General features: G+C 52.6%; 8 protein-coding genes and 1 tRNA gene. 3 read left to right on the top strand and 6 right to left on the bottom strand.

From position 1 onward, the window contains the following. Nucleotides 1-32: 32 nt before the first annotated feature. Nucleotides 33-509 (bottom strand): ribonuclease HI, encoded by a 477-nt coding sequence (gene rnhA, locus STH12_RS07820; RefSeq protein WP_126167030.1) that lies wholly within the window; start codon nucleotides 507-509, stop codon nucleotides 33-35. A gap of 71 nt (nucleotides 510-580) precedes the next feature. Here rnhA and dnaQ point away from each other — a divergent pair, with 71 nt between their 5' ends. The 3 genes from dnaQ to STH12_RS07805 all read left to right on the top strand — a co-directional run bounded on the left by dnaQ (nucleotide 581) and on the right by STH12_RS07805 (nucleotide 2,799). After that, nucleotides 581-1,309 (top strand): DNA polymerase III subunit epsilon, encoded by a 729-nt coding sequence (gene dnaQ / locus STH12_RS07815; protein WP_126167029.1) that lies wholly within the window; start codon nucleotides 581-583, stop codon nucleotides 1,307-1,309. Then, a complete protein-coding gene (locus tag STH12_RS07810) occupies nucleotides 1,291-2,610 on the top strand; it encodes a TIGR03503 family protein (protein WP_126167028.1) in 1,320 nt (439 codons plus the stop codon). Before dnaQ ends, STH12_RS07810 begins: the two co-directional genes overlap by 19 nt. Before the next feature lie 112 nt (nucleotides 2,611-2,722). Continuing rightward, nucleotides 2,723-2,799: transfer RNA gene (locus STH12_RS07805), tRNA-Asp, on the top strand. A 169-nt stretch (nucleotides 2,800-2,968) separates the two neighbouring features. On the opposite strand, the gene STH12_RS07800 is transcribed toward STH12_RS07805, so the two are convergent. From STH12_RS07800 to STH12_RS07780, 5 genes are all read right to left on the bottom strand, one after another. After that, nucleotides 2,969-4,792 (bottom strand): S8 family serine peptidase, encoded by a 1,824-nt coding sequence (locus STH12_RS07800; protein WP_126167027.1) that lies wholly within the window; start codon nucleotides 4,790-4,792, stop codon nucleotides 2,969-2,971. 212 nt (nucleotides 4,793-5,004) lie between these two features. After that, complete coding sequence (locus tag STH12_RS07795; protein WP_126167026.1) at nucleotides 5,005-7,452, bottom strand: zinc metalloprotease; 2,448 nt, start codon at nucleotides 7,450-7,452, stop codon at nucleotides 5,005-5,007. Next, nucleotides 7,452-8,072 (bottom strand): hypothetical protein, encoded by a 621-nt coding sequence (locus STH12_RS07790; protein ID WP_126167025.1) that lies wholly within the window; start codon nucleotides 8,070-8,072, stop codon nucleotides 7,452-7,454. Before STH12_RS07790 ends, STH12_RS07795 begins: the two co-directional genes overlap by 1 nt. A gap of 564 nt (nucleotides 8,073-8,636) precedes the next feature. Next, a complete protein-coding gene (locus STH12_RS07785; RefSeq protein ID WP_126167024.1) occupies nucleotides 8,637-9,284 on the bottom strand; it encodes a response regulator in 648 nt (215 codons plus the stop codon). After that, entirely contained in the window at nucleotides 9,274-12,402 is a 3,129-nt protein-coding gene (locus tag STH12_RS07780; RefSeq protein ID WP_126167023.1) for a ligand-binding sensor domain-containing protein, read from the bottom strand. Before STH12_RS07780 ends, STH12_RS07785 begins: the two co-directional genes overlap by 11 nt. Nucleotides 12,403-12,732 lie beyond the last annotated feature (330 nt).

Below are 12,732 nucleotides of genomic sequence, written 5' to 3'. Positions count from 1 at the left end.
CTTTGTGTTAGCGGCTTAGTGATTCAGCCATCTCAAAGGGACGCCAGGTAGCCTTCGTCAGCTGTGGTGGGTTTGGCTTCGGCCGCTTCGCGGGCCAGGGTGTCGCAGCGCTCGTTTTCTTCATGGCCTGCGTGTCCCTTCACCCAGCGCCAATCTACCTTATGTTTGGCCGCCGCGGCATCGAGGCGTTTCCACAGGTCGACATTTTTCACCGGGGTTTTACTGGCTGTAACCCAACCTTTTTTCTTCCAGCCGTGGATCCACTCGGTGATCCCCTGACGCATATATTGGCTGTCGCTGGTGAGGATAACGTCGCAGGGCTCTTTTAAGGCCTCCAGCGCCAGAATGGGGGCGAGCAGCTCCATGCGATTATTGGTGGTCAGCGCGTAGCCGCCGGCCATTTCTTTGCGGTGCTGTTTGTAAATCATCACCACCCCGTAGCCACCCGGGCCCGGGTTGCCAAGGCAGGATCCGTCGGTGTAAATGCGGATCTGTTTCCGTTCGCTCATCAAGTTGTTACCATAGTCGTGATTCCCGGCGAGTATAACCGTTTTTCGCCTGTTAAAGGCCAGAATTTCCTATGAATATCATCTCAAGTGCCGAAAGGCAGATCATTCTCGATACCGAAACCACAGGTATGAATCAGGGGGCCGGTGCCGTGTACCTTGGCCACCGGATCATTGAAATTGGCTGTGTGGAGGTGATTAACCGCCGCCCGACCGGCCGCACCTTCCACCAATACATCAACCCCGGTCAGCCGATTGATGAAGAAGCCATCGCGGTTCACGGCATTACCAACGAGCGGGTTGCCAACGAGCCACGATTCCACGAAGTGGCCGCCGATTTTATCGAATTTATCCGCGGCGCTGAATTGGTGGCACACAACGCATCGTTCGATATGAGCTTTATTAATCACGAGTTTTCTATGCTGAACCCACGCGGGCCAGTGGTGGACGACATCTGTGATGTGCTCGACTCCCTGGCGGTGGCCAAGTTTTTACACCCCGGACAGAAGAACAACCTCGATGCGCTCTGTAAGCGTTACGGCATAGATAACTCGCGCCGCACCTACCACGGCGCTTTGCTCGATGCCGAGATCCTGGCCGATGTCTACCTCATCATGACCGGCGGCCAGACCAAGTTTAATTTGAGCGCAGATGAAGGCGGTCGCTCCGATGGCGGCATCATCCGCCTCGATAGCAATCGTCCTGCCCTTAAAGTTGTCAGCGCCACGGCCGATGAACTGGATAGTCATGAAAAACGGCTTGATTTGGTAGGCAAATCGGGCAAATGCCTCTGGCGGGGATAACCACCTTGTTCAAAGCCTTGCAACTTCTGCTGCTCAGCTGTGTGTGCTGCCTGTTGGCGGCGCCTGTGTACGCCGAAACCGTGCCTGTGGAGCAGGCGAGGGAGCTTAAAAACCGCTTTCGAATCGACCATATGGTCGATAGCCTCACACTGGTGATACAGCGCGATTATGGCAGTGCCCCAGTGGTGGTGGTGCTGCCCGATGGCTCCAAGTGGTATGCCAATCGTCACCCTGATACGGTGCGCTGGACCGATGGCGTCACCGGCGACATCATCACCATTGAAAACCCTGAGCCTGGCCCCTGGCAATTGGTGGGTAAGGTTACCGAAGGCTCTAAGCTGCTGATGCTGAGCAAGTTGTCGGTGCAAATCGATCCCTTACCTCAGCCGCTGTTTCAGGGCGAGCGGGTAAAAATTACCGCGAGACTGATGGGGGATAACGAGCGTCTGCGGATGCCGGGGCTCGATTACCTGGTGGAATGGACAGCGCGCTTTATCAGCGATCACCAGCCAGGCGATGAAAACTTTGCCACCGGCACAGTTACTGTCGGCAGCTACAAAGATGATGGTGAAGGGCTGGATGGCCGCCCCGATGACGGCATTTTTACCGGCAAAATCAACTTAAATCAGCCCTGGGGCCATTACAAGTTTCTGGTGCGGGCACGCAACAACGTGTTTGAGCGGGAGCAGGAAACCGACATAGTGCTGTCGCCGCACCCGATTGAGCTCAAACTTATTGAACCGGAAGACCCGTTAACCGGCCGCTATAAGCTCGGCATTCTGGTCAATACCGAGTCGCTGTCGCTGCCGGAAACCCTGCTGGAGCTGGAATTGGTGGGACCTGCCGGTTTGCAGCTGCCGATGACCATCTCGGAAATGGCAGAAGGCAGCACCGAGTTTGTGCTGCCCGAAGTGCATGAGTTTGGCAGTTACCGCATTAAGGGTGACGCCTTTGCCACCACCCTCGATGGTCGCGAGATTGTGCTCAGTCTGCCGGAGCAGTTCTTCAACCTGATTGAACCGCCGGCGCCGCCACCAAGCCCAGAGGAAATTGCGGCCCGCGAAGCCGCCATCGCCGCCGCCGAAGAAGCCAAGGCCAAAGAAAGTGCCATGTACCTGCTGATTGGGGTGAATGTGGTGCTGCTGCTTTTGGGTGTTGGTGCGCTTATCTTCTGGCGCAAGCGTCAGGCGCTTAAAAAAGCCCTGGCTGCCGCGGCAGCAGAAGCGGCCGCCAAAGATGCACCTGAAAAGGGCATGAAAGAAACCCTGGATGATATCGACCTGACCCTGCCGGACGACTGAGTCCAGCAGAGGTAAACAGAGGCTGGCGGATTTTTAACCCCTTGGTTTAAAAAGTGTAAAAAAGCCATTGACCGAAATTCGCGCTCTGGGTAATATGCGCAGCATCAATTGGGGAGCGGTAGTTCAGTTGGTTAGAATACCGGCCTGTCACGCCGGGGGTCGCGGGTTCGAGTCCCGTCCGCTCCGCCAATGTCAAATTAGCCTTGTCTGTAAAGACAGGGCTTTTTTGTTTTTGGGCTTTAGACTTGCGCCGGCTGATCAGATATTGATGCTTTGTCCCGCACTTGCTGCGGCTGGGCTATGAGGCACATCAATAAAAAGAGCGCCCGGGGGCGCTCTTGCAATCAGGGGGCGGCAGTTAATTAAAGGTCACGCTGGAGATGTCGGAACAGTTTCCTGTGCCATCTTCGCAAATGTGATAACTGTAGATGCCATAGGGGTTATTGAGGGTGTCAACGAAGTTTCCATCATTGGCAGTGGCACTGATGACCACCCCATTTCGATAAACATTGACCTTACGGGTGCTGGCGCCGGACCAATTCAGCTCGACCTGTTCACCGCGTTTGCCGGAGTAGCTGGAGCTGGTCAATTGAATGTCCACTGTGGGAGTTGCGCTGCAGCGCTTGTCCAACAAGTATTGGTGCGCATCAGCCACTTTCACGATACCGTAGCCAAAATAATCATCCCTGCCCGAAGCGCCTGCATCATAGGCGGTCATTTTCAGTGCTTGACGAATATCCGTGCCGTTACATTCCGGATGATTTGACCACAGCAGTGCTGCCAAACCACTGACTGCGGGTGTAGCCATGGAGGTTCCGCTCATCAGGCCATAATCTGAGCCGCCGATTTCGACCGTCAACATGGCTGCGCCGTGAAGTGTGTCCCTGTCTTCAAGGGCTGCGCCAACGGCGGGGATTGTGGTAGTCGTTTCGGCTCCCAGGGTGCCATACAGCATGCCAGCCACATTGTTAACTATCACAGCAGCGATACCACCCGAGGCTTCGCAGTTTATCACCTTGTCGTTAAAGGAAATTTCACCCCGGTCAATCAAGCACACCTTGCCGTTTGCCATGGGATCTACCGTTGAACCCAGCCCCATGTAATATGCATCGCCTGTGACATTGCCCTTGGCTGCATAGCTCATACCGCTGGAGCCAATGACCTCTGCGCCAGTGCTGAGCAGTGATGCCAGCGCCATGTCGGCGGGGTAGGTGGACAGGGTGTTTACCCCGCCGGCCGTGACTTCGACACAGGTCGTGTCGAGGATTTGCTGGCTATTCTTATTGCCCTTGCCTGAATAGACAATGGTACAGGCGGGAAACTGGGAAAAGCTGGCAATCTCGTCGTTAGCGTCATTGGCACCAATCATCATTACCGATTCATAGCCCGCCGGATAGCTTCTGACGCTGTTGCCATCATTACCTGCAGCAGCAATTACCAAGCCGCCATTTTTGGTGAATTCCTTAAAGGCGTTCTCCTCGGTGCTGTTAGCGCGGCCACCGCCAAGACTCATGTTGATGATATTTGCCCCGGCAGCAGCACACTTCTCGGTGGCGACAGCCAGATCTGACGAATATCCCCAACCGTTTGAGTTAAACACCTTGATGATGTGCATTTCTACACCGGGTGCCATACCAATTACACCAATGCCATTGTCCGCTGCACCAATGGTGCCGGCCACATGGGTGCCGTGGGGGCCTCCGTTTTCATCCCAGGTTCCGGTGCCGGGGTCATTATCACCGGTGATATTTTGCCAGAGGAAGTCTTCATTTGAGCGGTCAAGACCCGAGTCGATTACGCACACTTTGACGCCAGTATTGGCCTGCAATGTCAATTGATCGGCCTGGGATTGATACACAGCATAAGGGGTAAGCTGAGTAACACGGGGATCGCCAATGTCGTCGCTGTATCCCAGAGGCTCGCGCTTGGCATCCTCTTCAATCAGTTTGATGTGAGGATTGTTCAGCAGGCCCTTCACGGAAGCGAGGTCTTTTCCGGAAAATGTGGCAGAAAAGAATGCCTTGCCTTCGGTGTTGATGTTTGCACCAAGTTTTTTGGCCAGGGCTTTTACGGCGCCTTTATGCTCGCTGTCCACCTGGATAATGTATCTGTCGTCTGCGGCATTGGCGTTGAATACCAGCCCGATACCAACGGCAAGCAGGGTTTTTGTGATTGTTTTCATATCTGTTCCAAAAATAATTTGTACTGTCTCAGTGCCTGCGGTGCCTGCCTTGGGCAGTGTTCAGGCAGTGAGCCACGTCGCGAATGATGAAGGCCACCGGCTTGAGAACTGAATGCATCAGTCTCGTACTGATGTGCCTTGTTTTGAGCCAGTTAATTCATGGGGCTGATAAATGGGGCGAGGGCAGTTGGTGCACCACGCCCAAAGCCTTATCAGTCAAGGTGCTCACAGCGGCCAAAGGTTGCACCGGACTTCACTTTGTTAATCAGTCCATTCGGGAATCCGGTTTTGACAGATTGTCCATTCTCACAGACATAAACCTCACTCATGTCCACGTGATACGACACCATGGCTCCCGCAATGCCGCCGACCATTTTGCTGCCGGAGGCACTGAGAGACAGCGGGTTATTCATGGACGTATTGAGTGCTTCCATCACGCCCTGCTTGCTGAAGAACTCATCCAGCGTCATCCATCCCAATTCCTTGATGTAAATGGCGCCGACAAAACCTGCCCAGAAGTCACCGGCACGCCCGACGATGACGTCGCCGTTATCGCTCATGTCAAAAGGCACCAAACCTGCGTATTCGCCAAACAAGCTGTGAACCCAATCACTGCCCATTTCTTCGCAGGCATTTTGGCCCCAGAGCATAAAGGGCACGTCTTCACACCACTTGAGTCCGCCCATGTCGGTAAAGGCCGCGTCTCCGCTCTTACTGTGGTCCCACATCATCACGTTGCCCTGCAGTGTGCCCAAGGCTACTTGCTTACCGTCGTAAGATGCAGCATTGGCTTCAATGGCACCGACCTGCTGGTACAGGTTGATCATTGGGCCTTCGTTTACCCAGGCTACTGCTTCCCAACCGTCGAGGGAGCCCATCACCACTTCACCATTGCCGGACACAGCGTGGGCGCGGACCCATGAACTCCAGCTCCAATCCACATTGCGGGTATCGAGTTCATGCATGCCTTTTTTGGGCGTCCAGATAAAAGGCACCAATTCGCCTTTGTCGTACTCGTAACACATGCCATTGTTATCGACATCTTTGTAGGCCAGGCCGACTACAGTGTTGCCTGCATCGTCGATATCCCACGCCGAGGCTGCCTGGGTGCCACTTTGGGAGCTGCCACCGCAGCTGTTGCCGGTAAAGTCACCCAATGGCATCACGCCCTTTGAGTCAGACCAGATTGCCGGCTCGCTGACACCATTGCGGTCATGATCTGAATTGACCAGCAGCTTGGTGCCATTGCGATTCATGCGCCCGGTATCGACAGTCACGTAATCGGGCAGCATCTCGAAGCCTTTGTTCTCATCCCAGGTAAAGCCATAACCCATGATGGTGCCCATGGATGAGCGGCCGTTTTTGGCAAGATCGGTCAGGAAGGCGTTCACAATCGGACGAAAATTGACACCATCATCGTAACCGTTGAAGGTCAAATCGGCCTGTTTGGTCTTGCCCGCTTCAGCGACAATCGGGGTAAAGTCGCACTTGTTATCTGAGACAGGATTACTGCCTTCATTCTCGTTCCAGTACTCGGCGACAGAGACTATGGGCATCTGCTGGGTTGGATAGCCGCCCACATTAATTTCTTCGGTATAAAGCACATAGCTTTGACCTGGCGTCAGGCCGTTGATTTTGAAGTAGCCATCGGGGCCGACTTTTCCCTGGGTCAGGTAGCCTGACTGGGCAGATACCGCATCCATCAAGGGGTTATTTAGGTTACGGGCGATGATATTCACGCCACTGTACTCGGTTTGGCCATCTTTAAGGCGCAGTGTGCCTTCAATGGAGCCAAAGCCGGTTTTGTAGGCTTCAGTTGGATAGAGGTTGGAAATGGCGACTTTATCATCCAGCACATTCACGGTGCTTTGAGCTACACCGCCGGCGCCATTGTGGCTGATAAAGGGAAACATGGTTTCAATGATTTCTGGATCAGCCGGATTGGTAGGGCCGTACCAGTCAGGCCAGTTATAGGCGTGTATCGGCTCTACACCGCAACCGGCAACGCCTGGGTAGAGTGGGGCAAAGGTGTTGCTGATGTAGCCCAGCTGACCATTTGTCTGCGAGTGTGACAGGTTAATCGCATGGCCAAACTCGTGAGTGAAGACACCGGCAACCTGGTTGCCTTCGGTATCGTTAACGTAGACGTTCCAGCCGTTAAGCACGGCAGTGGCTTCAATAATTACATTGTTGGCATCGGCAATTTCAGGGAAGGCAATGCCCAGTACAGCAGTCTTGGGTACGCCGAAGAAGTCTTCGAGGATGCTGCCGTCGGTATCGTACAATACCCAGAAACCGTAGCCATTTTCCTTGGTATAGATCTCGGCGGCGTTGGCGCCGGTCACGTCGGCAATGCCGGTTTGTTGCTCGATGGTTCCCGCTATTTCGGCGCGGAAGGTGGAGGTTTCGACATTGTTCCACTGATCAAAGGCAAATTGGGTAATTTCCTGGGCCCGCTCAATTGAGAGGAACACACTGCCGTCGTAATCATAGGTGAAGGCATTGCCACCATCGACATAAACGGGAATCGCACCTTTGGAAGTATCCCACAGTAATGGAGTGGGAGTGCCATCGTCTGTGGTTAATAAAGGACCTGCGGCCAATGCTGTGCCTGCGCTCAGCAAACCTATGATGGCAACACTTAATTGTTTGATTTTCATTATTTCATCTTCCCATTGCTAATCCACTGCTCAGAGACGGCTTTGCCCACCAGACTCATAAAGTCGGCAGCGCTTACGGCGCCGCTTGTCTTCAACATGGTATTTTCGGACTCTGACAAAAGCCCCTGAGTAAACTCGATTCCGTCGAAAATGCCGCGGTTGTTAAACTCGTTACTGACTTTGCCCCCCTGAATGACAAACTTGCCATTGGCCATGCCGGCAGTGGTTCGAAGCCCCGTCAGTTTTGCCGCCTGATGCATGAACACAATCACGGTTTCATTGGCGTTCCAGCGCGGAAACCCTTCAGGCGCGACCGCCAGCATTTGCTTGCCATTGGCCATGGTGCGGGGTTTGGTCAATCCAAACTGGCGGAAGGTGTAGAGCGAGTTCTTTTCATGCTTCCCTTTGGCGGCGCTATTCACCTTAATGGTGACCTGGGTGTAGGGGAGCCCCTGCTCGGTGACGCCGTCAGTTACGCTTTGCACCTGTCCGGACAAAATGCTTTCAGACTCGGAGATCAGCTGTTTTAAATTTTGCGGGTTGAGTTTTGCGGCATGTGATGCCGGCACAAGCAGTATCAGCGCAGACAGCAGCGCCATCAGATGTGGCTTGAGTTTCATAGAGTATCCTTGTTGTGACATGTTCAAGTTTTCGGTAGAGCGACTACCTGCTGTCACGCTAGCAATTCGGATTTTGCTCAGATATCAGGGAATCCCTGATTTTTCGAAACGGCAAAACAGGATCTGGGTAGTAGAGTGAAATGCTGTTTTTTGTGAATGTTTTGCTCTGGGTGATTCGGTGGGATTAGTCTTGCGTAGTGGTTAGATGTGGTGGCTCAGCGTTGGATTTGTGGGTGTAGATGCTTAAGTGTGCCGTCATATTGGTGCTTGGCCTGGTTATTGTGATTTTTATGTTGCTCCAAAAAAGCTGTTTTAATTGCGGGTCTGAGTCGCGTTTATCTCATAATGCAGACGAATAAACCTTTAAGTGTTTCAGTTATTAAGAATTAAACTCACATAATTTCAATCACATATGCTGCTCTGCATTTGTTGGCATAATGTTACACAGTGTATCGGGGAACTGATTTATACGTAGGTAAACAGCCATCGGTGAAAAGCAAAAATGGACACAGCAAATGGCCTGCGGACTCAGGTTGAAGCTTATGGAATTTCGCAGCATCTAACTCAGGGGATCAGTTTTTCCTTTAAAGCAAATCGAACCAGACCGGCAATATCAAAGATTTGCAGCCTTGCCATGATATGGGCTCTGTGTGTTTCCACCGTTTTGATACTGACACAGACAGATTCAGCAATTTGTCGAGTGGAGTAGCCTTCGGCAATGAGCCGCAGGATTTGTTTTTGCCTGCTGGTTAAGAGTTCAAGCAGGGAGGGGATAAGCTGATTCGTGGCTAATAATTTATCCAGCAAACTGATGTCGATTTCTTTGCTGATGTAGTTGCCACCCTGTAACACCTTTCTGATGGCCGGCTCCAATTCATCCACGGCGGCGTCTTTAAGCAGATATCCATCAGCGCCGTCTTTCAGGCATTTAGCCACATATTCCACATTGTTGTGCATCGAGAGGATAAGGATTTTCACCGGTATGGACTGGGCTGAAATCTGCTTAACCACCTCCATGCCACTTAAGCTTTTGATAGAGATATCCAGCACCAACAGATTTGGCTGCAATCGCTTCACCATGGAGATGGCGTCCAGGCCATCACCACACTCACCTATAACTTCGATAGCATCGATGGTGTTCAGCAAGGTTCGAATGCCTGCTCGAACCAGTTCATGGTCGTCGACCAGGACCACGCTGTTATTAGTGTTCATAGGGAAACTCAACTGAAATGAAAACGCCGCTATTGGGTGCAGCCTTAATGTGTAGATGACCTTGCATTGACTTGACCCGCTCTTCAATCCCAAGCAACCCAAGATGGCCGCCCTCTGTGATTTTGGTGTTGATATCATCGGGGTTAAAGCCAATGCCATTGTCAGAAATTTCCGCCGTCACTGTGTTGTCCCTGGTGTAAAGCCGCACAGCTATCGTTGTGGCATGTGCGTGACGAATGGCATTGGTAACAGACTCCTGGATCACCCGAAACAGGGTGGTAGTCAGTTCGGGATTGAGTTTTGGGAACTGCTCATCGGCACTAAACGCAATAGGCCTTGGCAGCGACGCTGACATATTACTCAGCTGCCGGTTGAGGCCTGCCACCAAGCCGACGTCATCCAGAAGACTTGGGCGTAAATCGAACGAGATGGCACGCACCTGTTTGATCATCGATTGGATAGTGCCAATGCAGGTGTCAATCAGTCCGCTGTCGTTGGGGTGCTGACGCCTGAAGAGCTGCAGGCTTATTTGGGTGGCTGTGAGGGATTGACCAAATTGATCATGCAGCTCGCGGGATATGGATTTTCGCTCTTCTTCCTTAGCGTGTTGTAAGCGGGTGGCCAGACTGCGCATACCTTCAAGGGCCGACTTAAGGCGCTGCTCGTTTTGCTCAAGCTGCGCGATAACAGCCAGGTTCTCTTCTTTTAATGCATTGAGACGACGGCTATACCGCTCCCACTTTGCCATACGAAACCTGTGATAGCTGATGGCAATCAATGCGATACACACCAATATCAAGCCGATATAGCTTGTATTGCGCCACCAGGGCGGGACGACAGTGAGATCCAGTCTTGCAGGCTGGCTCCAAATCTGGTTTCGACCTTTACCACGCACCTCCAGCTGGTGGACTCCGGGGGCGAGTCTATAGAAGTTGAGTTGATGCATATTGCTCAACGCTATCCACTCGCTGTCTCGGGACATACGGTATTGGTAACTGTGGTTTGATGAGCCATAGTCCAGCAGCGAAAATTCCAGGTTCAGCCAGCCGCCCCAGGGTACAGAAAGCGCAAATGGCTCTTGAATCGCTGAGGAAAGGAGTGGGTGTGTCAAACTGTCTGAAAGTATGCGGGTAAAACGGATGGGAAAGCGCGTCTGAGGCTCAGGATGAAGAGAGCCCGAAAATAGGTACAGCCCATTATTGGTGCCAAACAAATTGACGCCGTCTTTGCGTGAGCGAGCACGCTGAGAAAAGCCACCGGCACTGTTGAGGTTAGTGTCCTGTACACGATGAAAAACTTGCTCGCTCAAATCAAGGTTATACAGGCCGTCGCTGCTGGCAACCCAAACCTCATTTGATGTGCCTGACGAAATGGATTTAATTGAATCGGCAGCCAAAGCGGGCTCTGGAGTCACCTTCACCTCTATGACGTCGCCGCTTTGCTGGAACTCCGCCTTATGTAGGCCGCCGCCATCGGTGCCCACCCAAACGGTACCTTGGTTATCCTTTGCAATATCAGTAATGTAATAGTGGCTCAGGCCAGTGTTGCTGACCTGCAGACGCTGGCAAGCCATGGTGACTTTCTGGCACAAATTAAGCCCATTTGAACGGGTACCTACCCAAAGGTAGTCGCCATCTGCCAATAGTGCGGTGATGTAGTTGCCACTGATGGAATGGGGGATGGCCGGGTCGTGCTTAAATGCTTTAAAACTGGCTGTTTTTGGATGGTATTGGTAGAGGCCGTCACCGCCAACGCCTACCCAGACTTGGCCATCTTCGTCTGGATGCACGACCCTCACAAAACCCTTTCCGATAGAATCTGGCCGCTCTGAGTTATAGGAGAAATGGCCTTTGACCGTGCCATCGACAGCCAGGTGCCACAGGCCTTCGGATGTACCAACTAAAAGCTCGTCTTCTGCGATTGATGCCAGACTCGTTACGCCGTTAAGGTGTCTTGCCGCTGTATCCGGCGTAAAGGGGTGCAGGGTTTGGGTAGAAAAATCCAGCCAATGCAAGCCATGGCTGAAAGAGCCTACCCAGGCTTTTTGGCCGCCGGGAGGTACATGGACCGCCGTGACATTGGATAAGCCGTGCCAGGCGCCGCTTACCGATGAGCTGGGTACGGTAGCGTCGAGTTGGTATGCCCCCCGTCCCCAGGTCGCGTAAAACAGCTGGCCGGAGCCATCCCTGATGATGCTGGTTACAGTATCTGCTGCGCTTGCGGTTTCTTTGCGGACAAGCTGGTTGCTGTCGGTGTTATAAAACTGCAATCCATGACCGAAGGTTCCCATAGCCAACTGATTGGCATCGAGATGCAGTGCGATAATCATCCATTCCTCTTGGTCGGTACCAAGGAGTTGCACCCGGCTGACGTCCAGAGTGTCCAGACTTACTTTCAGCAACCCCTGACGAGTGCCAACCCAGAGATATTGTCCGGTTTGCTCAACAATGGCGAACACATCCTTGATCCCATCCGGGAGTGCCACGCTGACAAAACCCTGCTTGTCACCGGCCCAATATGCCAGGCCGCCGCCAATGGTGCCCAGCCAAAGCCGCTGCTTGCTGTCGACAAAAAGTCTGTAGATGTAATTTGAGGGCAGGGAACCTGTGTCGGCATCGTGTTTCATATATCGACGGATTTCGCCGCTCGTCGGTTGCAGCCGGTTCAATCCAATCTGAGTCGCAACCCAAAGGCTACCATCAGGGCCATCTATCACGTCATAAACACTGTCATTGGAGAGGGAGTGGCTATCTTCTGAATTGTGTCGGTAGTTGGTAAAGGTTCGACTATCAGCATTGAAGCGGCTCAGACCACCGCTATTGGTAGAAACCCACAGGCTGTTGTCGCGGCTGAGATAAAGATTGCGGATATCCAGTGCGGCAATGGCGCCGTTTTCGTTGACATCTGGCCTGAATTTCTCAATTTGATAGCCATCGTAAAAGTAGAGTCCATCCTGGGTCCCAAGCCACATAAACCCCTGTTTATCAAACAGCAACGCAGAAATGTTGTCTGCATCGAAGTCCAGATGTTGGGCTATTTTTTGCGGGGAGGCGAACACAAGTACCGGGTGCAGACCAAACAGTATCAGGTATACGATGATTCTTGTTACCGCTGACATATTCTATTTACCGCGCGCCCCCCGCAAAAGTCCCGGCAACGCTACCATCCAGCGCCTTGAATTACAACATGCTGATAACATCGGCAGGTGCTCGACGATTTAAGGCCTGAAGCTGACTGAGGCGGCTAGCGCAATGGGTTACAAGGTCGTGCACTTTGCCGCAGCCTTCACCGGGCAGTGTGATGCCATTTGCCGAGCTGCTCGTTTACACTTCCTGCCCAATCAGTCTGTTATGACTGATGGCACTCTGCTTAAAAACAGATAAGATGTGATTGGCACGTTTAGCTGTTAACGTGGTCTTAATTCTCAGGGATATTCCGTTCAAGGACT

It is taken from the genome of Shewanella khirikhana, from assembly GCF_003957745.1.
GTDB lineage: Bacteria > Pseudomonadota > Gammaproteobacteria > Enterobacterales > Shewanellaceae > Shewanella > Shewanella khirikhana.
The sequence above is the reverse complement of the archived record's forward strand: the minus strand, read 5'-3'. Positions and strand labels throughout refer to the sequence as shown.

Bases quoted from the DNA above. Each gene is read 5' to 3' on its own strand.
- rnhA (WP_126167030.1), bottom strand. From the start codon at position 509: ATGAGCGAACGGAAACAGATCCGCATTTACACCGACGGATCCTGCCTT.
- STH12_RS07810 (WP_126167028.1), top strand. From the start codon at position 1,291: ATGCCTCTGGCGGGGATAACCACCTTGTTCAAAGCCTTGCAACTTCTG.
- dnaQ (WP_126167029.1), top strand. From the start codon at position 581: ATGAATATCATCTCAAGTGCCGAAAGGCAGATCATTCTCGATACCGAA.
- STH12_RS07790 (WP_126167025.1), bottom strand. From the start codon at position 8,072: ATGAAACTCAAGCCACATCTGATGGCGCTGCTGTCTGCGCTGATACTG.
- STH12_RS07800 (WP_126167027.1), bottom strand. From the start codon at position 4,792: ATGAAAACAATCACAAAAACCCTGCTTGCCGTTGGTATCGGGCTGGTA.
- STH12_RS07785 (WP_126167024.1), bottom strand. From the start codon at position 9,284: ATGAACACTAATAACAGCGTGGTCCTGGTCGACGACCATGAACTGGTT.
- STH12_RS07780 (WP_126167023.1), bottom strand. From the start codon at position 12,402: ATGTCAGCGGTAACAAGAATCATCGTATACCTGATACTGTTTGGTCTG.
- STH12_RS07795 (WP_126167026.1), bottom strand. From the start codon at position 7,452: ATGAAAATCAAACAATTAAGTGTTGCCATCATAGGTTTGCTGAGCGCA.